General features: G+C 55.9%; 16 protein-coding genes. 12 read left to right on the top strand and 4 right to left on the bottom strand.

The annotated features are described in order from the left end of the window. The first annotated feature begins 38 nt into the window (after nucleotides 1-38). From J2I47_RS20280 to J2I47_RS20225, 12 genes are all read left to right on the top strand, one after another. Nucleotides 39-1,547: a RagB/SusD family nutrient uptake outer membrane protein gene (locus J2I47_RS20280; protein ID WP_207366434.1), complete on the top strand. Its 1,509-nt coding sequence runs from the start codon at nucleotides 39-41 to the stop codon at nucleotides 1,545-1,547. A gap of 227 nt (nucleotides 1,548-1,774) precedes the next feature. Further along, entirely contained in the window at nucleotides 1,775-4,501 is a 2,727-nt protein-coding gene (locus J2I47_RS20275; RefSeq protein WP_207366433.1) for a c-type cytochrome, read from the top strand. Between the two features lie 159 nt (nucleotides 4,502-4,660). After that, nucleotides 4,661-5,503, top strand: coding sequence for a 3-keto-disaccharide hydrolase (locus tag J2I47_RS20270; protein ID WP_229374813.1), 843 nt, complete (start codon nucleotides 4,661-4,663; stop codon nucleotides 5,501-5,503). A 136-nt stretch (nucleotides 5,504-5,639) separates the two neighbouring features. Then, nucleotides 5,640-6,677, top strand: coding sequence for an aldose 1-epimerase family protein (locus tag J2I47_RS20265; RefSeq protein ID WP_207366432.1), 1,038 nt, complete (start codon nucleotides 5,640-5,642; stop codon nucleotides 6,675-6,677). Nucleotides 6,678-6,796: 119 nt separating this feature from the next. Beyond that, nucleotides 6,797-8,017, top strand: coding sequence for a cupin domain-containing protein (locus tag J2I47_RS20260; protein ID WP_207366431.1), 1,221 nt, complete (start codon nucleotides 6,797-6,799; stop codon nucleotides 8,015-8,017). Nucleotides 8,018-8,177: 160 nt separating this feature from the next. Further along, nucleotides 8,178-9,209 carry a sugar phosphate isomerase/epimerase family protein gene (locus J2I47_RS20255; RefSeq protein ID WP_207366430.1) on the top strand — a complete coding sequence of 344 codons (1,032 nt, stop codon included), beginning with the start codon at nucleotides 8,178-8,180 and terminating at the stop codon, nucleotides 9,207-9,209. Between the two features lie 12 nt (nucleotides 9,210-9,221). After that, nucleotides 9,222-10,385 carry a Gfo/Idh/MocA family protein gene (locus J2I47_RS20250; protein WP_207366429.1) on the top strand — a complete coding sequence of 388 codons (1,164 nt, stop codon included), beginning with the start codon at nucleotides 9,222-9,224 and terminating at the stop codon, nucleotides 10,383-10,385. 101 nt (nucleotides 10,386-10,486) lie between these two features. Further along, nucleotides 10,487-11,353 (top strand): ThuA domain-containing protein, encoded by an 867-nt coding sequence (locus J2I47_RS20245; RefSeq protein ID WP_207366428.1) that lies wholly within the window; start codon nucleotides 10,487-10,489, stop codon nucleotides 11,351-11,353. Between the two features lie 266 nt (nucleotides 11,354-11,619). Continuing rightward, on the top strand, nucleotides 11,620-14,631 hold the full coding sequence (locus J2I47_RS20240; RefSeq protein ID WP_374759921.1) for a PVC-type heme-binding CxxCH protein: 3,012 nt from the start codon (nucleotides 11,620-11,622) through the stop codon (nucleotides 14,629-14,631). Between the two features lie 260 nt (nucleotides 14,632-14,891). Beyond that, nucleotides 14,892-15,746 carry a sugar phosphate isomerase/epimerase family protein gene (locus tag J2I47_RS20235; protein WP_207366426.1) on the top strand — a complete coding sequence of 285 codons (855 nt, stop codon included), beginning with the start codon at nucleotides 14,892-14,894 and terminating at the stop codon, nucleotides 15,744-15,746. Between the two features lie 191 nt (nucleotides 15,747-15,937). Next, the gene (locus J2I47_RS20230) at nucleotides 15,938-16,771 is read left to right on the top strand and encodes a sugar phosphate isomerase/epimerase family protein (RefSeq protein WP_229374812.1); all 834 of its coding nucleotides are present in this window, start codon (nucleotides 15,938-15,940) and stop codon (nucleotides 16,769-16,771) included. Nucleotides 16,772-16,833: 62 nt separating this feature from the next. Further along, on the top strand, nucleotides 16,834-17,637 hold the full coding sequence (locus tag J2I47_RS20225) for an alpha/beta fold hydrolase (protein ID WP_207366425.1): 804 nt from the start codon (nucleotides 16,834-16,836) through the stop codon (nucleotides 17,635-17,637). 1 nt (nucleotide 17,638) lies between these two features. Here the strand turns inward: J2I47_RS20225 and pfkA are convergent, their stop codons facing one another. From pfkA to J2I47_RS20205, 4 genes are all read right to left on the bottom strand, one after another. Beyond that, the gene (pfkA, locus tag J2I47_RS20220; protein WP_207366424.1) at nucleotides 17,639-18,613 is read right to left on the bottom strand and encodes a 6-phosphofructokinase; all 975 of its coding nucleotides are present in this window, start codon (nucleotides 18,611-18,613) and stop codon (nucleotides 17,639-17,641) included. Between the two features lie 327 nt (nucleotides 18,614-18,940). Further along, nucleotides 18,941-23,002 (bottom strand): S8 family serine peptidase, encoded by a 4,062-nt coding sequence (locus J2I47_RS20215; RefSeq protein WP_207366423.1) that lies wholly within the window; start codon nucleotides 23,000-23,002, stop codon nucleotides 18,941-18,943. Nucleotides 23,003-23,151: 149 nt separating this feature from the next. Then, entirely contained in the window at nucleotides 23,152-23,607 is a 456-nt protein-coding gene (gene dtd / locus J2I47_RS20210; RefSeq protein ID WP_207366422.1) for a D-aminoacyl-tRNA deacylase, read from the bottom strand. Nucleotides 23,608-23,653: 46 nt separating this feature from the next. Further along, nucleotides 23,654-24,829 carry an ATP-binding protein gene (locus J2I47_RS20205; RefSeq protein ID WP_229374811.1) on the bottom strand — a complete coding sequence of 392 codons (1,176 nt, stop codon included), beginning with the start codon at nucleotides 24,827-24,829 and terminating at the stop codon, nucleotides 23,654-23,656. Between the last annotated feature and the right edge of the window lie 33 nt (nucleotides 24,830-24,862).

The following is a 24,862-nucleotide window of genomic DNA, read 5'->3' as shown; positions in this document are numbered from 1 at the left end:
GGCCATTGGATTCTGAACTTTAGACACAAGACATCATCATGAAAAAGAAATTGATTTTCACCTGGCTGCTGGGTGTTGCGCTCACCGGGTGTACCAAAGATTTCCTCACTGTGGCCCCCGAAACAAACCTGAGTTCGGCCACTTTTTTCACCAAAGAAGCCGACTTCCAGCAGGCAGTCAACGGGGCTTATGTACCGCTGCGCACAATTTTCAACGACCGGGCCTGGGCACTGGGCGAGATGCACTCCGACAATACCTACTACGCCCGCAATATCCTCTTCGGCGCGGTTGACCCTACCGAAAATATCGCCGACTTTGCTATTCCGGTGGCCAACGGCGTTACGGCCAATGATTATGTACTGCAGCAATTCAGGCTTGATTACCAAATAATTGCCCGTGCCAATCAGATTCTCGCGCTGATTGACAAGGTCGATTTCAACGCAGCCTCAAAGGCAAATCTGAAAGGACAAGCCTTATTCCTACGGGCGTTTGCCTACTTTGAATTGGGGCGTTATTTCGGTAAAGTACCCCTGCATCTGGTGCCCGTCACCAGCCGGGAAGACGCAGCTCTGCCGCTGTCGTCGGTCGATGAAGTGTATGCACAGATCATCAAGGATGCAGCCGAAGCGGCCAAACTGCTACCCAATAAAGCCAAGCAGGAAGCCGGGCGGGTTACGTCGGGTACGGCCAAGGTGATGCTGGCCAACGCGTACATCGTGCAGAAAAAATGGGCCGAAGCCGAAGCGCTACTTAAAGATGTAGTGGCCAATGATGGCTACATACTCATGCCTGATTACAACGACGCATTTTCAACGTCGACGGGTAACAAAAACAACCAGGAATCGGTCTTCGAGATACAGTATTTGGAAGGCTCAGCGGGGTACAACGGCAATTTTATTTACCGGGTTATTCCAACGCCCATCACAGCCGCCGAGTTGCAGCCTATTACAGGAACGGCCAATCCGCAGTCGATTTCGGGCGAAAACAACAACATTCCCACACCCGACATCATTGCCGCCTATGAACCCGGCGACAAGCGAAAAGACATTTCTATCGGCTACGTGACGTTGAGCCAGAGTGCGCGGGAAAATAAGGTATACCCCTACATTAAGAAGTTTGCCAAACCCCACGCACAGCACAACAATACGGGTAACAACTGGCCGGTATATCGCCATGCCGAGACGCTGCTGTTCCTGGCCGAAGTGCTCAACGAGCAGGGTAAACCCGCTGATGCAGCTCCTTATCTGAACCAGGTGCGTGCTCGCGCCGGGCTAGCGCCTACGAAAGCCACCTCACAAACTGACATGCGTGACGCTATTTATCAGGAGAGACGCGTTGAACTTGCCTTTGAGAATAAACGCTGGTTTGATCTGGTCAGAACCGGGCGGGTGCAGTCGGTGATTACGGCCTATGGCAACCGGGTAAAGGCAAATCCGGAGGCCTATTATTTTCCGAAAGGAGCTGTGCCACCACCTAACGCCTTCACCAACTTGGATCCGTTTTATGCCCTCCCCGCCGTAGAATCAGCGTTAAGTCCGTTCTTTTAACGTTTTCCGTTTTCCGTTTACTGTTGTCAGTGGCTACGCGCTCTCTGCCCTTCGACAAGCTCAGGGTGACAGGCAAGTTGAATCAGGTTTACTGAACAGCTTTAGGTAGCGTGTCACCCTGAGCTTGTCGAAGGGCAGAGAGCGCGTAGCCACAGACAACAGTAAACGGAAAACCCTAAACCGACCAAATACTATAGACGTCTCCTTTTTAAACTGCCCAACGAATTATGCGCTCAACACGTAAACAAGTTAAAATAGGAATAGCCCTTTCGGCACTCCTGATCATCGGCACCTCCTGGGTTACGCTACAAAACCAGGCAGGCCCGGATAACCCCAAACTCGACAAACTGAAAGTGCTGCCAGGCTATAAGGCCGAGCATATTTACAGCCCGTCGGATAACAAACAAGGGTCTTGGGTGGCTATGACATTCGACGATAAGGGCCGGATGATCACCTCCGATCAGTACGGCTTCTTATACCGGCTCACGATCCCCCCGGCGGGGTCGGGGCAGCAAACGCCCACCGTTGAGAAACTGGCCATCAGCCTGAAATCCCCATCCGACACCACCAAAACGAAGGTGGGCATGGGCTACGCGCAGGGGCTGCTCTGGGCGTTTAATAGCCTGTATGTAATGGTGAACCACAACAAAGACACCACCTTTTCAAAAGGCAGTGGCCTTTACCGGTTGCAGGACACCAACGGCGACGATGAACTGGATAAGATCACGCTCCTCAAGAGCCTGAAAGGGGAGGGAGAACACGGCCCCCACAGCATGGTGCTCTCGCCCGACAAGCAGTCGATCTACCTCATGTGCGGCAACTTCACCGACGTTCCGAAGATGGACGCCTACCGGTTGCCGCCCGTTTGGCAGGAAGACAACCTGTTTCCGGCCATCCGCGACCCGCGCGGCCACGCCGTAGACCGGATGGCCCCCGGTGGCTGGCTTGCCAAAATAGACCCCGAAGGCAAAAACTGGGAGTTTATGGGCGGTGGCTTCCGCAACACCTTCGATTTCGCTTTCAACGACGCGGGTGATATTTTCGGGTATGACTCAGATATGGAGTGGGATTTCGGTCTGCCCTGGTACAAGCCTACGCGCATCTGCCATATCACGAGCGGGGCCGAATTTGGCTGGCGCACGTCGGCCTCCAACTGGTCGCCCTCCTTTGCCGACTGTCTGCCCGCGGTGCTGAACATGGGTCAGGGGTCACCCACGGGCGTTTTTGCGGGTCGCGGGTCGCGGTTTCCGGCCAAATACCAGAAAGCCATTTTTGCCTTCGACTGGAGCTTCGGTATTGTCTACGCCGTGCACCTGCAACCTAAAGGCTCAACCTACAGCGCCACCGCCGAGGAGTTCATTTCCGGCTCGCCGCTACCCCTCACCGACGGGCTGATTGGCCCCGATGGCGCCATGTATTTCCTTACGGGTGGCCGCCGGCTGGGGTCTGATCTGTACCGGATTACCTACGTCGGTAACGAATCGACCACCCCCGCCACGCAGGCTCCTAAGCTCACCGCCGAACACCAGCTCAGAACCAAACTGGAACAGTATCATGGCGAACCAATGGCTGGTGCCGTGGAAGCAGCATGGCCGTATCTGAACCACCCCGACCGGTTCGTGCGCTACGCCGCCCGGTTGGCCGTTGAGCATCAGCCGGTGGCGCAATGGCAGGCGAAAGCGCTGGCCGAAACCGACCCCGTGCGCCTGACGCAGGCCATGTTTGCGCTGGCCCATCAGAGTAAGGTCACGTCGGCCACGGCCGTGGAGGCGCCCGCCCAGCGAACCGCTATGCTCACACCCCTGCTTAACGTGAAACTCGACCCGCTGTCTGAAGAGCAGCAACTGGGCGTTTTACGGGCCATGGAAGTGGTTTTTGCCCGAATGGGAGTACCCACCGGTGCTGAGCGCGACAAGGCCATCGCCTTGCTGAATCCGCGTTATCCGGCCAAAACAGCCACGCTGAACCGGTTCTACAGCAAGCTGCTGATTTCGCTGGAAGCACCGGGTGTGATTGAGAAAACGCTACCGCTGCTGGCCCTGAAAAACGAAGACGGCCCCGGCCCCATCGGCGGCGAAACTGTGACGGCATCGAGCGACTTAATCCTGCGCAATCCGCAGTACGGTCTCGACATTGCCGACATGCTGAAAAAGATGCCCCCGGCCCAGCAGACATACTATGCCGTGATGCTGAGCAAACAGAAAACAGGCTGGACCCCCGCCCTGCGCGACCAGTATTTTGCCTGGTTCGCCAACGCGTTTGGCTACAAAGGTGGCCGCAGCTACGTGGGCTTCATCGACAAAGCCCGTAAGCTGGCGCTGGCCAACGTGCCGAAAGAGCAATTCGACAAGTACAATAAATTGTCGGGGGCCGATCTGCTGGCAAAATCGGGTAATGACCTGGCTACCGACTACGTACCCAAAGGCCCTTACAAAGCCTGGAAACTGGATACTGCCCTGGCCGTTATCGACAGCGGTTTGGTAGCCAGCAACTTCGACCGGGGACGGAAAATCTATTCGGCCGTGCTGTGCAGCCGGTGCCACTCGATGCGCGGTGAAGGCGGCGACATTGGCCCCGACCTGACGCAGTTGGGCACCCGTTTCTCGAACCGCGACATGCTGGAAGCGATTATGATGCCCAACAAAACCATCTCGGATCAATACGCCTCGACGGTGTTTATTCTGAAAAACGGTCAATCAGTGTTGGGCCGGCTCACAAACGAAGACAAGGGCAGCTATTACATTTCGCAGAACCCCTTTGCGCCGGAAGATATTCGGAAGATTTCGAAGAAAACGGTAGTATCGAAAAAGGTATCTACGGAGTCAATTATGCTGCCGGGCCTGATCAACAGCCTGGGCAACAGCGAATTGAAGGACTTAATTGCTTACCTGAAATCGGGCGGTAACCCCAACGCCGAGGTATACAAAGCAGCCGATGGGGGGAAAGGAAAATAGCGGGTAGTATGTGGTGTTGCTGACGCATGTGTTTTTATCATCCCGACCGGTCCGCCGGTGCGGCAGGAGGGATCTACTTTCCTAATGCATAATTGAGTGCTATGAAAGTAGATCCCTCCTGCCGCACCGGCGGACCGGTCGGGATGACAAAACACCCCCATGACAAACCTGCGTCAGTGGCATTGCACACTTAAAAACATCATTCCGATGCACGTAAAAACAATAAACTCCCGCCCTCACTGGGTACTGTTGCTACTTTTGGTCGGCATCGCTATTCCCGGCTTTGCGCAGAAAAAAGCCGCCAAAAACGATGGCTTCGTCTCCATTTTCGACGGAAAAACGCTCAAGGGCTGGGACGGTGATCCGACGTATTGGCGGGTAGAAAACGGCGCACTGGTGGGCGAGATCACGCCGACGACGTTGCTGAAGACTAACTCGTTTATTATCTGGCGCGGTGGCGAACCGGCTGATTTTGAGTTCAAAGGCGAATTCAACATCACCGCCAACGGCAACTCAGGTATCAACTACCGCAGCGACCAGCTCACCGACCCACCCTTTGCCCTGCGCGGCTATCAGGCCGACATCGACGGGCAGAATCGCTACACGGGTCAGAACTACGAAGAGCGCCGCCGAACTACGCTGGCCTATCGCGGGCAGAAAACCACCATTGCCCCCTTCACTGGCGAATCCACGCGGGGAGCCGACACCCCGGAGGCCGTGCGGGCGGGCGTGAAAAACAACGCCTGGACCGGCCTCAACGTTACTGGTTCGCTCGGCAGTTCTGATTCGCTGAAGACGCTGATCAAACCCGAAAACTGGAACACCTTCCGACTGGTGATCAAGGGCAATCACCTCCAGCATTACATCAACGACGTGCTCATGAGCGACGTCACCGACAACGACACCGTCAATGGCCGCACCAAAGGCCTGCTCGGTGTGCAGGTCCACGTTGGCCCACCCATGAAAGTGCAGTATCGGAATCTGATGTTGAAAACCTTGTAGGGGCGGGCCATCGTGCCCGCCCGCACTCGGACACGCAGTGGCCGCCTATCTCGCGAAAGCAACACGCGGAGATACTGTAACTACACTATTGCTGACGCAAGCCGGGCGGGCACGATGGCCCGCCCCTACACAAAATATGAATCCCTGGACAGATAAAATAGGCCACCGTGCACAAATTGGCGGTATTGAAACATCGGTGCTGGACAACGGCGCGGGGCGGGGTGTGCGCGTGGCCTGGATCAATACCGGTACAGGGTTGCGCTACAAAGTGGTGCTGGACCGGGCGATGGACATTGCCGAGGCGTTTTTCAACGGGCACAGTCTGGCGTGGCTGAGCCATTCGGGCATTACGCCGCCGCAACCATTTACGGATCGGGGATTGCAATGGCTTCGCACCTTCAACGGCGGACTGCTGGTGACGTGTGGCCTCTCGCACGTGGGTGGGCCCGAAGAAGATGCCTATGGGCAACGGGGTTTGCACGGCCTGATCAGCAACATCCCCGCCGAAATTGAGTCGATCATCCAGCCTGACCCAGTGGCGGGGAAGCTCGATTTCAGCATCACCGGCCTCATGCGCGAAACCACTGTTTTCGGCCCCAGCCTGGAGCTACGCCGCACCATTTCGGGTACGCTGGGGCAGGCTCAAATCCGCATCCACGACGAAGTAACGAACCGGGCCAACACCCCCGCGCCGCACATGTTGCTCTACCACCTCAACTTCGGCTGGCCGCTGGTAAACGAGGGAACCAGACTGCTTTGGGAAGGTAGCTGGCAGGCCCGCGAAGGCGGCATCAACGCTGACACATTCAACGATGAGAACGACTTCAAAACCTGTCCTGCGCCGCTGGAAACCCATTCAGGCACCGGTGAGGCCGTTACCATCATCGACCCTGTCGCTACTGATACGGGCCATTGCCGGGCGGGTTTGCACAACGCAACGCTGGGACTGACAGTGTCAATTTCGTTCAGGAAGGCGCAGTTGCCGTGGCTCATCAACTGGCAGCACTGGGGCAAAGGCGAGTACGTGACGGGCCTTGAACCCAGCACCCACCCGCTGGTCGGTCAGGCTCAGGCACGTGCTGATAATACATTGATTTTTATTCAACCGGGTACCAGTAAAACATATGATTTGGTGATTGATGTAATGCACCCCACCCCCAGCCCCTACCCCTGAAAAACAGGGGAGGGGAGCCGCTTCAGCGTAGCTACGCATATCGGCGAAGCTGCTCTAGAGCGGCTCCCCTCCCCTCTATTTGAGGGGTAGGGGCTGGGGGTGGGGTAAACCCTTCAACTATGGAAACAACAACACAAACCCTTGCCCGGCAGGCCCTTGAACAGGGTCGCGGCATTCTCCGATTGGCCCCTACCTGGGTGCCGCGTTCGTTTTGCGTACCCGGTCGGCGCATTAAACTCCACCCGGATGATTATTATGTGCTCGGCGGTGTCCGGGGCGGTATCGACGAACGCTGGCTATCGTCGACGACGCCCGCGAAAAACGGGCCGCTGACGGGTGAGAACGAAGGTCTGAGCATGGTCGTTTTTGGTGAAAACGGACAGGAAACGCCTTTTTTGCTCAAGGATGCCGTTGACGAACTACAAGGTGACCTGATTGGCGACCGGCTCTGGAATGAGCACAAAAGCTGGCCCATGTACTCGAAGTTTTTCGACAATATGGGGCCGCTGCCGCACCACCTGCACCACAACGACGAGCAGGCCGCGCTCATCGGGCAACTGGGCAAGCCAGAGGCCTATTATTTCCCGCCACAACTAAATAACCACGGCGGCGATTTCCCCTACACGTTCATCGGCATCGCGCCCGGTACTACCAAAGAGCAGATCCGCGAGTGCCTGATGAACTTCACCAAGGGCGACAACAAGATCACGAACTACTCGATGGCGTACCGCCTCGAACCCGGCACCGGCTGGGATGTGCCCCCCGGCCTGCTCCACGCGCCGGGCAGCCTGTGTACCTACGAGCCACAAAAAGCGTCGGACGTGTTTGCCATGTACCAGTCGCTGGTGAACGAGGCCATTGTGCCCGAAGAACTGCTCTGGAACGGTACGCCCAAAGACCGTATCGGCGATTTTGACCTGCTCATGGAGGCCATCGACTGGGACTTGAACGTAGACCCCAACATGATGGCTAACCGCTACATGGTGCCCAAACCGGTGCGCGACCAAGCCGGGATGGAAGCCGCCGGGTACATTGAAAACTGGGTGTGCTATCTCTCCAACGACTTCAGCGCCAAAGAGTTGACAGTGATGCCGGGGCAGACCGTAACGATCAAAGACAGTGCCGCCTACGGCCTGATCGTGATGCAGGGCCACGGCAAAATGGGCGTTTGGGATATTGAAACCCCCGCCCTGATCCGCTACGGTCAACTCACCAACGACGAGTTTTTCGTGAGCGAGAAAGCGGCCATGGACGGTGTGGTCATCACCAACCCCTCCACCACCGACCCCATCGTGATGCTCAAACATTTCGGACCCAATAACCCAGATTTAATTATGTAGACAAGATTTTTTTAGGACAGGATTATCAGGATTTCAGGATTGACAGGATTTTTTACTCCAACTGTTTGCTATACAGCAAAGAAGAAAATCCTGTTCATCCTGAAATCCTGATAATCCTGTCCTAAAAAATAATCCTGTCTAAAAATCCTGTCTAAACCTCATGAACGATAACAATTATCCTAAACTCCACAACGCCACTTGGCCCGGTCTGGTAGGTAAAGGGCCTGATTCAGAGCCGCCTATCTCGTTTGACGACATGCTGAAAATGACCGCTGCCGCTGAGGTGGACGGTGCCAAATTCGACGGTGTCGACATTGGGTTGATGGACCCGCATATCAGTATCAACGGGTCGGACGATGACATTAAACGGTTGGCCGACAAAGTATCGGGGTATGGCCTCGAAATTGGTTCGCTGGTGGCTCCGATCTGGGGTAACCCCGCAATGGGGACTAAGGAAGAGCGGGCGCAGTTTGTCGAGATGGTACGCAAAGCCTGTCACTTCGGGCAACGGCTGCGCGAGTTGGGGGTACGTCCCAGCGGCGTAGTCAGGATCGATTCGTCCAGCTCGCCGCAAGACTGGGATGCCGATCCGGCAGGTAACACTAAACTCATTGCCCAGACCTTCCGCGAAGCCTGCGACGTGGCGGCGGGGTACGGCGAAAAGCTAGCCGCCGAGGGTGAAATCTGCTGGGGTGGCATGCAAAGCTGGCGCACCATGATCGACACCCTCGAAGCCGTTGACCGCCCGAACATGGGTTTCCAGGCCGATATGTCGCACACATTGCTCTACACGATGGGCTACAACCGCGAACAGGACCGGATTCTGCCCGAAAACTACGACTGGCAGGACCGCGCCGTGCTGACCGACGCGCTCAAAACCCTCACCGCCGCCCTACGCCCCTGGACAATTGATTTTCACGTCGCCCAAAACGACGGGACCGTCTTCGGCTCGGGTTCGCACGACAAAACGGGGCGGCACTGTCAGGCGCTGGACCCCAACGGCAAACTCGACGTGGCGCACGACGCAGGCTACTGGCTCCGCGACGAAAACGGTGTACTGACCAAGGCGTTCCGACACATCTGCTGGGATGGCTGCATGTTTCCCAACGCCGTGATGACCAACCCTCAAACCTGGAACGATATTCTGGCCACGATGCTCAAGGTCAGGGAGTTGCATGGGTGGAAAGAATGACCCTTAACTATTATGTCTACAAAAAAACCAATCCGCATCGGAATGATTGGCACGGGCCTGATGGGCCGGATTCATTCCAACGGCTATAACCAGGTGCCACACTTTTTCCCTGAACAACAGCACACACCCGTGTTGCAGGTGGTCTGTTCGCGCAACGAGGCAAGCGTAAAAGCCTTTGCCGAACAATGGGGCTATGCCGCCTACGAGACCGACTGGCGGGCGGTCATTGCCCGCGACGATGTTGATGCCATCGACATCTGTACGCCCAACGACACCCACGCCGAAATCGCCATCGCGGCGGCGGAAGCGGGCAAGATGATCTTGTGCGAAAAGCCCCTGGCCCGTACTGTAGCCGAGGGAATGCGCATGGTCGAGGCGGTGGAAAAAGCAGGCGTGGCCAATACCGTCTGGTATAACTATCGCCGTGTGCCCGCGGTAACGCTGGCGAAGCAAATCGTCGATTCGGGCAAGCTGGGCAAGATTTTTCACTACCGGGCCAACTTCCTGCAGGACTGGACCATCAACGCCGACCTGCCCCAGGGTGGCACCGCCCTCTGGCGCCTCGACGCCGACGCGGCCGGTTCGGGCGTGACGGGCGATCTGCTGGCTCACTGCATCGACACGGCCATGTGGCTCAATGGCAGCATCATCGACGTGTCGGCCATGACGGAAACGTTTGTGAAAGAGCGGATGCATCAGCTTACCGGTAAAGTGCAGCCCGTGGGTATCGACGATGCCTGTCTGTTTCACTGCCATTTTGAAAATGGCTCCCTAGGCCTGTTCGAAGCCACGCGTTACGCCCGCGGGCACAAGGCACTATACACCTTTGAAATCAACGGTGAACACGCGTCTATCCGCTGGGATTTGCACGACATGAACCGAATGGAGTATTTCGACCATACCGACGAATCGACGGTGCGCGGGTGGCGGTCCATTCTGGTGACCGACGGTGACCAACCCTACATGAACCGCTGGTGGATTCCCGGCACCAGCATTGGCTACGAACACACGTTCACGCACCAGGTGGCCGATTTTATGAAGAGTCTGGACGACGGTACCCCCTGCGCCCCTACCTTCCGCGACGCGCTGGAAACCCAAAAAGTATGCGAAGCCGTGCTGAAATCGGCCCGGTCCCGTAGCTGGCAGGACACCGGTGCCGAAGCGATGGGTGGGTAAAAGTGGGGATATGCTACGTTTGTAGCTAGTGGGACGGTCCGCCGCCGCGGTGGGGAGTTTGTTTCCAGACGAGGAGCCACCCCAACCAAAAACCAATCTCTATGAAAACATCCCGCCAAACGTTCCTTAAAGTAGCAGCCGGTTTATTGGTAGCCAGCCAATTATCAACACCACTGATAGCGCAGGCCAAAAAACCACTGGTGGTGTTCGTCACCGGCGACCATGAATACAGTGGTGAGCTAACCCTGCCCCTGATTGCTGCCGAGTTGGAGAAAAACTACGGTATTCGCACGAAGGTGCTTAAAACGGTGCCCGATTATAATGGCGAAAAAGACCTGCCCGGTCTGGAAGCGCTACGCGACGCCGATCTGGCTGTGTTCTTTCTGCGTTGGCGGCAACTGCCTCAGGATCAATTGGACTACATCGACGCTTACCTGAAATCGGGGAAGCCGGTGATGGGATTTCGTACCACTACCCACGCCTTCAATTACCCCGCTGGCGACCCGCGCGTTCGCTGGAATTCGTTTGGTGAGTTTGCATTTGGTGCCCCGCCGGGTTGGGGGGGTAAGGCGCAGCACACGCACTACGGCCACATGAGTACCACCGACGTGACGGTCATTCCAGAAGCAGCCAAAAACCCCATCCTTACGGGCGTGGCGCCGTTTCATGCGGCCTCGTGGCTCTACCGTGTGCTACCCGACTACCCCGCCAAAGGGGCCGTGCCGCTGCTGATGGGCAAATCGGTGAACCCCGACAAAGCGGCCATTGACAATCCCGTAGCCTGGACCTGGAAAAACGAGTGGGGCGGCAAGACGTTTCTGACCACGCTGGGTCACCCCGAAGATTTCCGGCAGGAATCATTTCAGCGGCTGGTCATCAACGCGATCCATACCGAATTGGGTATGCCTGTTCCGAAAACCTGGAAAGGGAAAATTGACATCAATGTGCCGTATGGACATCCGAAGTGAGTGATTTGCTTAGGCTGATGGACCGCTGATTTTTATGATTCAAAAATAAAGATCATAAGAATCATAAAAATCAGCGGTCCATCAGCAAATTATAAAACGCACTATTTGCCATGATCAGCTATAAATTAAGTAATCCAATCGGCTACCTTTTTGTAGCACTAATCCTGTTTATATCAGCTACGGCTTTTCAATTAGCTGATACGGCGACTATACCAATAAAAAAGGGTGAACATATCGTATTACTGGGCAACAACCTGGGGTCACGAATGATGAACTATGATCATTTCGAGACCGAGATGCAGGTGCGTTACCCAGACAGTTTGCTCTTCATTCGCAACATGTGCGACGGCGGCGACACCCCCGGCTTTCGTCCCAATGCCAACCGAAACCTACCCTGGGCGTTTCCCGGAGCCGAAAAATTTCAGACGGAATACGCCACCAACTCCAACAGCGAAGGTCATTTCGATACACCCGACCAATGGCTGACTCATTTAAAAGCAGATTTAATTATTGCGTTTTTTGGATATAATGAATCATTTCAAGGTCAGGCTGGACTGGCAAACTATAAAGCTGAACTAGACGCTTTTGTTAAATGGACGCTGGCACAAAAATATAATGGAGTCGCTGCGCCCAAACTAGTACTGGTGTCGCCTATCGCGTTTGAAGATTTGTCAAAACTATATGACTTACCAAATGGAATTAACGAAAACAAAAATATCGCTCTTTATACCCAAGCCATGCGTGATGTGGCATTAGCCAATAATCTGCTCTTTGTTGATGCATTCACGCCATCACAAAAATGGTATGCCGATAATGTTGAACCGCTTACAATTGACGGTTGCCAGTTGAATGAATCGGGCTATAAACTATTCGGCAAACTCTTAACCGACCAGATTTTTGGCCGGAAAACAGCCCCTGCTGAAGCCAACCGGAAACTGGTGTACGATGCCGTTATCGAGAAAAACTGGATGTGGCATAACGACATCAAAGTACCCAACGGTGTACACGTCTACGGACGGCGCTACAATCCGTTTGGGCCAGACAATTACCCCGCCGAAATTGAGAAAGTGCGCGAGATGACGGCTGTGCGTGATACGGCAATCTGGATGGCCAACCAGGGGAAAACCATGGATGTGGTCGCCGCTGATAAACACACCCGGACGCTGCCGCCTGTGCAGACCAATTTTAACCCGGAGAAAAATGGCAGCCTTACCTACCTGTCCGGGCAGGATGCGTTGGGCAAGCTGAAAATGGCTCCCGGCTACAAAATTGAGCTGTTTGCTTCGGAGGAAACGTTTCCTGATCTGGCCAAACCCATGCAGATGTCGTTCGACAACAAAGGTCGGTTGTGGGTGGCGGTGATGCCCAGCTACCCGCACTACCGCCCCGGCGACCCTAAGCCGAACGATAAAATCCTGATTCTGGAAGACACCAATAATGATGGCAAGGCCGACAAGCAAACCATTTTTGCGCAGGGCTTGCACCTGCCGCTGGGTTTCGAAATGGCCCCCGAAGGCGTGTATATTTCGCAGGGAACGAACCTGAAATTGTTTACCGATACGGACGGCGACGACCGGGCCGACAAGAGCGTGATTCTGCTCAGCGGCTTCGACGACCACGACACCCACCACAATAGCCATGCCTTCTGTGCCGACCCATCCGGGGCCATCTACACCGGCGAGGGGGTATTTTTGCACACCAACGTGGAAACGCCATATGGGCCTGTACGGGCTACAAACGGCGGTTTCTATCGCTACAGCCCCCAACTACACAAACTGGAACGCACCGCCCAGCTATCTATCCCAAACCCCTGGGGCATTGCGTTTGACGATTGGGGACAGCCGTTTTTCGCCGAAACATCCAGCCCCGACGTGCGCTGGATGCTGCCCGGCACGGTGCTGCCGCGCTACGGCGAGTTCACGCATAAGTCGGTGCAGTTGATCGAGAAAGACCACATGGTGCGCCCCACGTCGGGCCTCGAATTTGTGTCGAGCCGCCACTTCCCCGACGAGATACAGGGCGATTTTCTGATCAACAACACCATCGGCTTTTTAGGTACGAAAGAACATACACTGGTGGATGATGGCACGGGATACAAGAGCAAACACCGCGCTGATCTGGTTGTGAGCGAAGACCGCAACTTCCGGCCCGTCGATATGGAGTTCGCCCCGGACGGCTCGCTGTATTTGATCGACTGGCACAACATCCTGATTGGGCACATGCAGCACAACGCCCGCGACCCTCTGCGCGACCATTCGCACGGGCGTGTGTACCGGATTACCTATCCGTCGCGCCCGCTGGTAAAGCCAGCTAACGTAGCCGGTGCCAGTATTGACGAGCTTTTCGAGAACCTGAAACTGCCCGAATACCGCACTCGCTACCGCACCCGCCGCGAACTCCGGGGCCGCCCGGCCAATGAGGTGTTGGCCAAGCTAGCCACCTGGACGGCGGGACTGAACAAAGCCGATCCGCGCTACGAACATCATCTGCTGGAAGGCTTGTGGGTAAGCTGGGGATTGAATAAAGTGGATCAGAATTTATTGCGTAAACTGTTGAAAGCCAATGATTACCACGCCCGAGCTGCCGCTGTGGAGGTAGTACGCTACACGGGCCATCAACTGCGTGATCAGGCCGATTTGCTCATGCAGGCTGCCCGCGACGATAATAGCCGGGTGCGGCTGATGGCCATTGTGGCGGCATCATGGATTGGCAAAGAAAAGGGATTGCCCATCCTCGCCGAAGCGGCCAAAAAGCCGCTGGACGACTGGATGGTGCATACCCACGAAACGGCCGTGGCGCACCTGAACGGGGTGGGTGTGAATAAGGTAAAAGACGACCTGGTGAAGACGAAACTGAAAGGTGAGGCGCTGGCTTTGTTTAATCAGGGTAGCCAGATTTATGCCAAAGAAGGTTACTGCACCACTTGTCATCAGACCGACGGTAAAGGGCTTTCGGCCTCGCAGTTTCCGCCGTTGGCCGGCACCAACTGGGTGACGGGCAGCGAAGACCGGCTAATCAAACTCGCTTTGAAAGGCCTGATGGGCCCCATTGACGTGGTGGGCCGAACCTACCCTGGTCAGGTGCCAATGACTCCTTTTGGTGGGTTGCTGAATGATACCGAGGTAGCCGCCGTGCTGACCTATGTCCGCAACTCATTTGGCAACGAAGCCTCGCCCATTTCGCCCGCTAAAGTGAAACTCATCCGCGCCGCTACAGAGCACAAGAAAGATTTTTACTCGCCTACACAACTCCTGAAAGAACATCCAATGGAGAAGTAGCCCCCTTTGGAGGCTTTTAACCAATTTCCCAACTCCTCAGTGGAAGTCGTTGTCGCTTGGCTCCAGCCGAGTGACGTATATCTGAGGGCCTCCGGCCCGTATCTTGAACTTAAGACAACTAGGCAAGCCCTTTCAACGTCAAGCTGCAGGCCGGAGGCCCTCAGATATGGGTCACTCGGCTAGGCGCCCCCGGCTAGAGCCAAGCGACAACAACCTCTACAAAGGCTGCCCGCTGCCAACTACATAACACCTCAACCCCCATGCCTTCCCCCATTGGATTCAACTTACTCGCCTGGTCGGCACCGATTTCGGAGAAAATGGTGCCGATTGCCGAACGACTAAAAACCATCGGCTATGATGGAATCGAGTGCTTTATTGATGATCAGAGCGTAGCCGCTTATACGCGATTTGGCGCTGAATTACAGCAACTTAACCTGCGCAGTACCTGCGTTACAGTAGTTGGTCCCGATGCCAATCCGGCAAGTGAATCGGCAGCGGTGCGGGCAGCGGCAGTTGATTTTTTAAAAGGAACCATCGACCGTGCACACGCGATGGGGGCCACCGTTATCTGCGGACCCACCCATTCGGCCTTTGCCACGTTCAGCAAGCGTGAACCCCAACCCGACGAGTACGCGCATAGTGCCGAGGTGCTTCATGCCGTGGGTGACTACGCCAAACAAGCGGGCATCGTGTTGGCCGTAGAAGCCCTGAACCGATTTGAGTGTTACCTCTGCAACACGATGGACCAACTGGCGGGTCTGGTTCAAAAAGCCGATCATCCCAACATCCGGGCTATGTTCGACACGCACCACGCCAACATCGAAGAAAAACGTTTCCCCGACGCCATCCGTACCATTGCGCCGGTGCTGGCCCACGTGCACATCAGCGAAAACGACCGTGGCACCCCCGGCGACGGTAACGTACGCTGGGATGACACGTTCCGCACCCTGGCCGAACTGAACTACTCCGGCTGGATGACCATCGAAGCCTTTACGAGAAATGACGTCGACTTTGCCAACTCCATCAACGTCTGGCGCGAATACGACGACCCCTGGGCTATCGCTGAAAAGGGCTTTGCGTTCATTAAGGCAATGCAGGAGAAGTACGCTGGCTAATTTTTAAATGGTTGGCACTGTAGCTTCGCGCTGTAGTGGCTGACGCCTGGCCCTTCGACAGGCTCAGGGTGACAACGAACTTGAATTCACTCAAGAAGCTTTCAGAGTTCGTTGTCACCCTGAGCCTGTCGAAGGGCCAGGCGTCAGCCACTACAGCGCGAAGCCATGGCACTTCCAAAAAAACCAACACTATGAATTTCCGCTTTGGTGCCGAGGCTTATACCTGGTTTATGAATAACAACGGTCAGACCCACGCCAACCGCCTGGGCCACATGATCGACGTAACGGCGCAGGCGGGTTTTGCCGGTATCGAACCCATTTTCAACTGGATGGGCGACCTGCCCGACGCCGAACGCCTGGCTCCGAAGCTGGCCGAAAAAAAGGTTGAACTGGCTGCCATTGCCCTCGCGCTGGACTGGAACGGTTCCGACGAAACCGATGACGAACGGCGCATTGCCGATGAGGCTATCGCGTTGCTGAAAGCATTTCCGGGGGCATTACTTTGTACGGTGCAGAAACCCACGGGGCGGCATGAACTGGAAACGCGGCGGCGCAATCTGGTCAATATTGTGAACCGGGTGTCGCGGCGGGCGGTGGAGCAAGGGGTGCCCTGTACATTCCATCCCAACTCGCCGCACTCATCTATTACGCGCACTGAGGACGATTATCGGGTCATTCTGGAAAGCCTCGATGCATCCGTGACGGGCTGGACGCCCGACGTGGGACACCTGATCAACGGTGGCATGGACCCGCTGACGATGATGAAAAAATACGCTTCGCTTATCAACCTGGTGCATTACAAAGACTGGAACGGTGACCCTGAATTTGCCCTGCTGGGCACCGGCAAGGTCGATTTCGTGGGCATCACCAACTGGCTTATCGACCAGCAATACAGCGGCTGGATCATCTGCGAAGATGAAGGTCCCGAAGCCATGGACAACCCCGACGGCGTGACCCTCCACGATGGCCGCTGGGTTTACGAAACGCTGCTGCCGCGGGTGAAAGAACGACTGGCGAAAGAGTGAAATAGTTACTATCGAGGCAGGTCCTGGCATAATTACTCTTTTGCACATTCACTCTTTCACTCATGCCCCACGTCACCACCAACGGAATCAGCCTGTATTATGACGAGCGTGGCGCGGGCGAACCGCTGCTGCTGATTATGGGCATCACGGCCCCCGGCTCGGTCTGGCAAAAACACGCCGATTATTGGCAACAAAATTTCCGCTGCATTATGCCCGACAACCGGGGCGTGGGCCGATCCGACAAACCCGCCGGGCCGTATACCACCGCCCAGATGGCAGACGATTATGCCGGACTGATTGATCAGCTGGGGTTAGGAAAAGTCCGCGTTGTTGGGGTGTCGATGGGAAGCACCATTGCCCAACAGCTGGCTCTGCGGCATGCTGACAAGGTACATTCACTGGTGCTGATGTGCCCGTGGGCGCGGTGTGACCGTACTGCCGAAGCCATTTTCCGGCACATGGCTACGATCAAAGCCCGGCTTCGTCCGGAAGAGTTTGCCAATTACATTCAACTGCTCATCTACGCCAAGCGAAGCTGGGATGATGAGGCCACCTACGCCGATTTGCTGGCTGGACGAACAGCGGCGGCGACGGACGAAAGTCCTCAACCGCTACACGGACTGGAGGCACAAGCCGAAGCCTGTATCACCCACAATACCCTTGCTGATCTGCCCCAAATCACGCAGCCCTGCCTGGTTATTGGTGGTCGGCAGGATATGTTCACGCCTGTCTGGATGGCCGAAGAAGTGGCCGGGGCTATCCCCAATGCTCAGTTACATCTCTACGATAACGCCGGTCACGCCTTCCATTGGGAATGTATCGACGATTTTAATTCGAGAGTAATGGACTGGTTATTAACGAATTGAACTACACGCTCAGGATTTTCACCATGCGCAGCAGGTCCTCGCTGATGGGCTTGGGCAGGCGGATGGTATCGCGGAAGGGGGTGTAGACCAGTTCGTTGTTGATTACGCCCGCCATCACGTTTTTCTCGCCGTTCATGAGGCCCTCCAGGGCACCCAAACCGAGGCGGCTGGCCAGAATCCGGTCGTAGGCTGTGGGGATGCCGCCGCGCTGAATGTGGCCTAATGTGGTCACGCGCATGTCGAGTTCTTCGTCGATGAGCTTGCTGATCTTCTCGGCAACTTCAACGGCGCTGCCTTCTTCTTCGCCCTCAGCCACGACCACGATTGACGATGATTTGCTCCGCACAAAGCCCTGTTTCAAGGTATTCACTACCTCCGATATGGGCGTGAGCACTTCGGGCACCATCACCATTTCGGCCCCACCCGCAATACCCGACTGGATGGCGATGTATCCTGAGTCGCGGCCCATTACTTCGATGATGAAAATGCGGTCGTGCGAATCGGCGGTGTCGCGGATCTTGTCGATGGCTTCAAGGGCCGTGTTTACCGCCGTGTCGAAACCAATGGTGTAGTCGGTGCCGTAGAGGTCGTTATCAATGGTGCCGGGAGCGCCTACGGTGGGAATACCGTACTCATCATAGAAGAGGGTAGCACCCGTGAAGGTACCGTTGCCACCAATGGCTACAAGGCCTTCAATGCCAAATTTCTGGAGCTGTTCGTGTGCTTTGGCGCGACCTTCAGGGGTCATGAATTCTTTGCTGCGGGCTGACTTCAATATGGTGCCTCCCCGCTGAACAATGTTGCTCACTGAGTGCGACGTCATCTGAAAAATATCGCCGTTGATCATCCCGTTATACCCCCTTCGGATGCCAAAAACCTCGATTCCGTGGTAGACCGCCCCGCGCACAACGGCCCGGATACAGGCGTTCATACCCGGAGCATCGCCACCGGAAGTAAACACAGCAATACGTTTCATTGAGTCAACTTAAATTTTCCGTAAAATACAACAACCTGCCCGACTGGGTGTGTGACCGGGTGGCCAGAATCGGGCTGAACTGAACACGCAAAATTACCCGCATTTTCAGATTTTAAGCCATGCTATCCCGATTTAAAGGGGTTTTTCGCGAAAAGGTAAAAATGGAATAGGGGGCCGTGGATGGAGGAGATTGGGCGGATCGGCACGTTAAACCCACCCGCCATAGGTGTGTTTGCCGCCCTCTCAGCCGTAGCTGTCCGTTGGGTTGGCATAGAGACGAGCAAACCCAAAAGGCGGGCGTGTCGGCCTTTTGGGTAAACAGGTTCGTTAGTATTTCAGTATCGTACTGACTTTCGGCGGTTGCGTGGGGTCATCTACTACCTGCACAAGAAACGTACCGGCGGGCAGGGCACTCACGTCGAGCGTGGCGCGCCAACCCGTTAGCCAGCGGTCCATACGCTGCTGCCCAAGCTGTCTGCCCCGCGCGTCGTAGAGCGAAACGGTGGGCTGCATCGTGCTGGATGACCCATCCAGATCAACCGTCAGGCGTTGTTGTACTGGGTTCGGATACACCCGGAATGTAGCGTTGGCGGGTTCGGTGGCCAAAATCACGATATATACTTCGTCGGAAAGAGCATCACCGCAGCCGTTTACGTTGGCCCGCACGGAATACCGGCCCGTCTGGGGAGCCGTGAATGTTGGCCCAGTAGCCCCCGGTATGGGTACCCCCGCCGTAAACCATTGGTTACCCGTTGCCGCACTAGACATCAGCATAATACCGCTTTGCGCAATAGTAGGCGCCGTTGCCGGTCGCGCCGTGACCACAATCGCTGATGATGATACCGGCGAACAACTGCCAAGTACCTGAACTGAGTAACTGCCTGACTGAGTGGCGTTGTAAATCAGGTTGGTAGCACCCGCTATGGCCTGCCCGTTGAGCAACCATTGGTAGCTAAGTACCTCGCCCGATACGGCTGTGGTGGCTGATCCCCGCAACGACACCGTACCCCCCTGACAGAAAGATGTTGATCCGTCGGCACTGATGGATGCTGTTGGCGAAGGCCGAGTCTGCACCGACACCGCCGTACGCTGGCCAGCGGCGCAGGCTAATGGCCGAATCTGCATGTCGTAGAGGTAATACCAGGCCGTTTTCAGCGTGTCGGGAACACCCGTAGTAGCATTATTAAACAATGACCCTTTACTGCTCACCAGCACATCACCCGACTGGCTTTTCAGTTCGAACGGGAAACCGGATACAAGCGAGTTGCTGCGGAAAATGGTCACGCCGTCTTCGTAGTCAATAGCGATTTTGTAGTCGCCTGCATCAGGAATAGCCAGGTTGAGGGGATAAACGGCTCCCTGGTCGGCGGGGTCGTCGAGTTGCTGACCGCCTGCGTTTGTCAGTGAGGCGGGCGTTGTCCGGGTAGCGATTACGTCGATGGTGGCCGACGAGATCACGGTTTCATCGAAACGGCGTACCGAGAATGTCAGCCGCCCCGGTGCGCCGGTGTAGATTCGTGCCCGCTCGATGCGCAGGGGCACTTTGGTGCTGATGAGCGGTTGCGGCCCGAAGTTGCCGTAATACGTACCGCCCCCAAAATCGCTCTTACTGGCTGGTCCCAGCCGCCCGCTGAAATCATTTGTGGCTACGTAATACACCGATCTGCTGGCACTGGTGGTCTGATTGCCGGCGGCTAATAAGGTGCCTTTGGTGGGTAAATCATACCAGAAAGCTGTGCCCGTACCTGCATTGCGCAGAGTCACACTGGGGTCGCTGCCACAGGCTGCTGCCGAAAAAATGCCCGTCTCCGTACCGTTGCCTACCACCCGCGTTTCGGTCAGGGTATTGTTGGTCGTATCCTGATCGCCAGACAATGTCACCCGGCTACGGAATACATAAGCCTGACCGGTTGTCAGCACGACCGACGTGGGCAGTGTGAACGTCACCAAGGCATCGCGGTAAGCGCGCAGAAGTGGAACGGTGCTGGTAAGTGAGGCCACTACTGTACCCGTGGCGGTGCTGATTTGCAGCGATACCGGCACGTTGCTCTGGTCGGAACCGGCGGTGTTGCGCACCCGCACGGTTTGGGTCTGGCTGTTGGCGCAGAGGGGGCCAGCCAGGGTACCCAACACGGCCAGGGCAACGTCTGTGGTGGGGCGGATTGTACGGAGCAGGTAGTCCTGGGTTTCGCCGTTGCCGTAGGTGCCGCAACCCTGCACGGCGTTAGGGTCGGTGGTTTCAACAACTACCAGCCGCAGCCGAACCAGACTTCCCGCCGTTATGGACGAGGGCGGGGTGATAGTGGTGACAAACTGGCCCGGCCCGTTCAGCACGCCCGACGTAGCCAGCAACTCACTGGCGTCGGTAAAATTGCCGTTGCCGTTCCAGTCGGCAAACACCTTGACAATGGCGTTGCGGCTGGCCCCACAGGTACCCGTGGTTACGGTGAGTGGTATGGGCTGACCGGGTTGTACGTCTGTTACGGGTGCGCTACTCATAAAATCGGAGTAGGTAGTGCAGCCCGCCGCGCCTGCCTGGTTTACACCGGCAAACTGCACCCGGCTGATTTTGGTGTCGGCAGACGACGTAGGAGCCGAGGCACAGTAGGCCGTGCCGCCAACGCCGCTCAGCAGCAGGGCGTAGTCCTGCTTGGTACCGGTCAGTGTGCCTTTGTGGTTAATGGTCAGCGTGTAGGTGCGGCCGGGTATGGGGTTGGCAATGTAAACCTGCTCCACATTGTCGCGGATATTGTCGCCGGGGGTGGCGGGTTGGTTGGGCTGGTCGGGGTCAAGCGTCCAGGGCTGGGTGGTGGTGGTGCCGTCGTTTAGGCGGGCGTCGAGATCATTGACCAGTTTGGGTGTGCGGTTATTGAATCGACTGTTGCCGGGCGCCGGAGCACCTTCGGGATCACTCCAGCAGATGGTAGCTACCAGTGGCCCCCGACCCGACGCCACCACTTGCAGCGTGTAGGTCTGCCCTTGGTTTAGCGTCCGCTCGTCGATGAGGTAATTCTTGTCGCTGTTCTGAATGGCCCGGGCCGCCCGTTCAATGTTCAGTAAGCCCCAGCCCGCCTGATAGTCGGGGCCGGGGGTGGTGCCCGCTTCGTCGGCGGTGTGGAGGGCCAGCCCTTTCAGCGTACTGGCCCGCATGAGCTTACCCCCGTTTAACTGGCTGTAGTATTCCTGCAACAGTAACAGCGACCCCGATACGTTGGGAGACGACATCGACGTGCCACTCAACGCCCCGTAGGCCGATGTTGCCGACGAATTCGTTGAAATAACATTGACACCTACCCCCACAATATCGGGCTTTATGCGGCCGTCATCGGTTGGTCCCCAGCTACTAAAATCGGCCAGGTTGACGTCCTGTGGCCGGTTATAACCATTCGAGATTGCCGACATAGCCCCTACCGACAGGATGTTCTTGGCTGTACCATAGGTGGTAATCTGGTCGTAGCCGTTCTGTGGATCGCGGGGGGTAGTGCTGAGGCGGTTGCCGTGCTGCACCAGGTAATAGGGTGTGCCGGCGGAGGGGCCGCCGGCGTTATGGTCATTTCCTGCCGATTTCACGATCAGGTAGTAGGGGGCGTTGTTGGCCACCCGGTCCCAGCTTTGCGCGTCTTCGTTATACAAACCAAACTTGTAGTCCTGCGTGGCACTGAGGGTTGTGTCGCCCCACCATTCCCATTTGTTGGTGGTGGTGCGGCTGCTGTTGAAACGCCAGCCCGCAATGGAGCCATAGGAGTGGTTCGACACCAGCAGACCCGCCGCTGCGCCGGTCATTTCGGCCACGTCGTTGCTGAAATCGTAGGCCTGTAGGTTCGCCCCATACGACATGCCGCGTACCAGTGGGTTAAGGCCGGCCGCCATCATCGTGCCCGACACGTGGGTGGCATGGTACACATCTTCGTTTTCGCGGTCGGTGCGGGTGGCTACGTCTTTTTGGGTTACGCGCCCGCTAAACTCCGGATGTCCGGCGTAGACCTGCCCTCCATCCCAGACGCCGAGCCGGTTTTTCACAACGTCGCTGCTACCGTTGAGGCTCACCCCAATGCTGCCACCAGCATAGAGACTGGTTGTACGGGTGGTAGCGGCGGCACGGGCGTTATAGTCCACCACGTCGTAGAGCAGGTTGCCGGTAGCCACGTCGATACCCCGCAGGCGACGTGTAAGCCCTTTTCCGGCGGCCTCTTCCAGCGGGCGACCCTGCCGATTGGCCACATCAACGGCCAGCGTATAGTTGGCGGCCTGTTGCTGCGAAATAAGTTGTTGAAGCGTACTCAGGCGCGCGCGCTGATCAGCACTGTATTGAGTTAGGGGTTGGGCGGCTACTGGTTGTAGCAAAAAAAGGACAGCCGAAAGGGCCAGAAGCCGGTAAAGAACAGTCATGTAACAGGGGTTGATGCAAAGCGTTCGTATACATACAAATCTACAGTCAAATATGCCTTCGCGAACCAGGTCGAAATCGTTGCACGAAGAATAATGGTGATTGAGCGAATGAGTGATTGAGTGAATAGTCGAGACGTTCACTCATTTGCTCATTCACCATTATTCTTCGTGTCGATGACAATCGTAACCGGGCCGTCGTTGATGAGCGAAACCTGCATGTCGGCGCCAAACGTACCTGTCTCAATGGGGTGACCCAGTTCGGTGGTGAGTTGGGCAATGAATTGTTCGTAGAGGGGAATAGCCTGTTCGGGGCGGGCGGCATCAATGAAGCTGGGACGGTTGCCCTTTTTGGTAGCGGCATGAAGGGTAAACTGACTCACCAGCAATACGTTGCCGTCTACCGCGGCCAGGTCGAGGTTCATTTTACCGTTGGCATCATTGAAAATGCGCATGCCGGCAATTTTCTTTGCCAGCCACGCTCCATCGGCGGTGGTGTCGGTGTGGGTGATGCCCAGCAGCACCAGAAACCCGGTCTGAATCTGCCCCTTCACCTGTCCGTCGATGCGGACCGTGGCTTCCCTAACGCGTTGGATAACGGCAATCATGAGTAGGTGGACAAGGGGTCAAATGTGTAGCTCATTGCGCGTTCCTTTACCGCAAAAAACCTCCCCAGATAAAACCCTCGAAAATACGAAGCGGATGCCGACCAACCACATAATGCTGAGTCAGAGCCAGGTTTTTGCCCAAGCTTTCCACTTGGCGTAGATCACCCTCAGCGGCTGTCTCTTTCACCTCTAAGCCAATGTGCTGATTGACAACAAAGTCGATTTCGCGACCGCTTTTCAACTGATAATAGGCAACTGCCCCTCGATGAAGCAATTGGTTGAACACTGCATTCTCAAACCGTGCCCCGCTGCCTAGATCCCCAGCCAAAGCCGCTAGGCCGTTATCTAGGAAATAGAGTTTACGGGCTTTAACGATCTCCCGATCAGGGCTTTTAGCCAGCACGGGGATTGTACGGATCAGGTAGCTTTGCTCCAGCAAGTCCATATAGTTCTCCACCGTTTGCCGGGCCATACCGGCGAAACTTGTCAGTTTGGCGATGTCAAGTTTAGTGCCTACCCGCACGGCCAGGAGTTTGATGAGTTTGTAGAGATTGGTGGGATCACGAATATCAGACAGGGTCAGGATATCAAAATTGATGTATGAACTTAAAATATCGCTGAGCAGATCCTGCTTATCGGAGATCGCATCGGCCAGTACTACTTCGGGAAAGCCACCGAACTGGATGTAGTCTTCGTAGTAGCTCTTGAGCCGTTCGTATTCGGCCTGTACAAACCGGGGGGCTTCCTCCCAATTCAATGCCCTGGCGGTTACGCCCCGGAACGTGAGTAGTTCGCCGAACGTGAGGGGATAAATCTCGAAGATTTTTTTGCGACCCGCGAGTGACTCCGTAAACCGGTTCTTGAGGTAATAAGCGCTTGACCCTGTGACGATGAATTTGATGGTATAGGTATCATACAGATATTTTAACACGCTGGGCAGGTTAGGTACCAACTGAATCTCATCCAAGGCCAATAATACGGGCTGGTCAAACCGCAGTCCACGCTGCGTGAGGGCCAGAACAATAGTTTCGTAGTTGGTTTCTGTCCAAAGAACGCGATTGTCGATCCGTTCAAGGTCGATGTACATTTTCTGACTGATGGGCGAGTCGGCCATCAACTGTTTGACCAGTGTGGTCTTACCGGTGCGGCGCATTCCTGTCAGCACAGTGATTTGTGGTCGGTCAAGATGATGCTTTAAGTCGGTATAAACGACTCTTTCCATATACATAGTTATACTATTCTACAATTGTGCTGT

The organism is Fibrella rubiginis, assembly GCF_017353185.1.
Lineage (GTDB): Bacteria > Bacteroidota > Bacteroidia > Cytophagales > Spirosomataceae > Fibrella > Fibrella rubiginis.
The sequence above is the reverse complement of the archived record's forward strand: the minus strand, read 5'-3'. Positions and strand labels throughout refer to the sequence as shown.

Excerpts from the sequence above, each read along its gene's own strand:
- J2I47_RS20280 (WP_207366434.1), top strand. The coding sequence starts at position 39 with ATGAAAAAGAAATTGATTTTCACCTGGCTGCTGGGTGTTGCGCTCACC.
- J2I47_RS20275 (WP_207366433.1), top strand. The coding sequence starts at position 1,775 with ATGCGCTCAACACGTAAACAAGTTAAAATAGGAATAGCCCTTTCGGCA.
- J2I47_RS20270 (WP_229374813.1), top strand. The coding sequence starts at position 4,661 with ATGACAAACCTGCGTCAGTGGCATTGCACACTTAAAAACATCATTCCG.
- J2I47_RS20265 (WP_207366432.1), top strand. The coding sequence starts at position 5,640 with ATGAATCCCTGGACAGATAAAATAGGCCACCGTGCACAAATTGGCGGT.
- J2I47_RS20260 (WP_207366431.1), top strand. The coding sequence starts at position 6,797 with ATGGAAACAACAACACAAACCCTTGCCCGGCAGGCCCTTGAACAGGGT.
- J2I47_RS20255 (WP_207366430.1), top strand. The coding sequence starts at position 8,178 with ATGAACGATAACAATTATCCTAAACTCCACAACGCCACTTGGCCCGGT.
- J2I47_RS20250 (WP_207366429.1), top strand. The coding sequence starts at position 9,222 with ATGTCTACAAAAAAACCAATCCGCATCGGAATGATTGGCACGGGCCTG.
- J2I47_RS20245 (WP_207366428.1), top strand. The coding sequence starts at position 10,487 with ATGAAAACATCCCGCCAAACGTTCCTTAAAGTAGCAGCCGGTTTATTG.
- J2I47_RS20240 (WP_374759921.1), top strand. The coding sequence starts at position 11,620 with ATGATGAACTATGATCATTTCGAGACCGAGATGCAGGTGCGTTACCCA.
- J2I47_RS20235 (WP_207366426.1), top strand. The coding sequence starts at position 14,892 with ATGCCTTCCCCCATTGGATTCAACTTACTCGCCTGGTCGGCACCGATT.
- J2I47_RS20230 (WP_229374812.1), top strand. The coding sequence starts at position 15,938 with ATGAATTTCCGCTTTGGTGCCGAGGCTTATACCTGGTTTATGAATAAC.
- J2I47_RS20225 (WP_207366425.1), top strand. The coding sequence starts at position 16,834 with ATGCCCCACGTCACCACCAACGGAATCAGCCTGTATTATGACGAGCGT.
- pfkA (WP_207366424.1), bottom strand. The coding sequence starts at position 18,613 with ATGAAACGTATTGCTGTGTTTACTTCCGGTGGCGATGCTCCGGGTATG.
- J2I47_RS20215 (WP_207366423.1), bottom strand. The coding sequence starts at position 23,002 with ATGACTGTTCTTTACCGGCTTCTGGCCCTTTCGGCTGTCCTTTTTTTG.
- dtd (WP_207366422.1), bottom strand. The coding sequence starts at position 23,607 with ATGATTGCCGTTATCCAACGCGTTAGGGAAGCCACGGTCCGCATCGAC.
- J2I47_RS20205 (WP_229374811.1), bottom strand. The coding sequence starts at position 24,829 with ATGGAAAGAGTCGTTTATACCGACTTAAAGCATCATCTTGACCGACCA.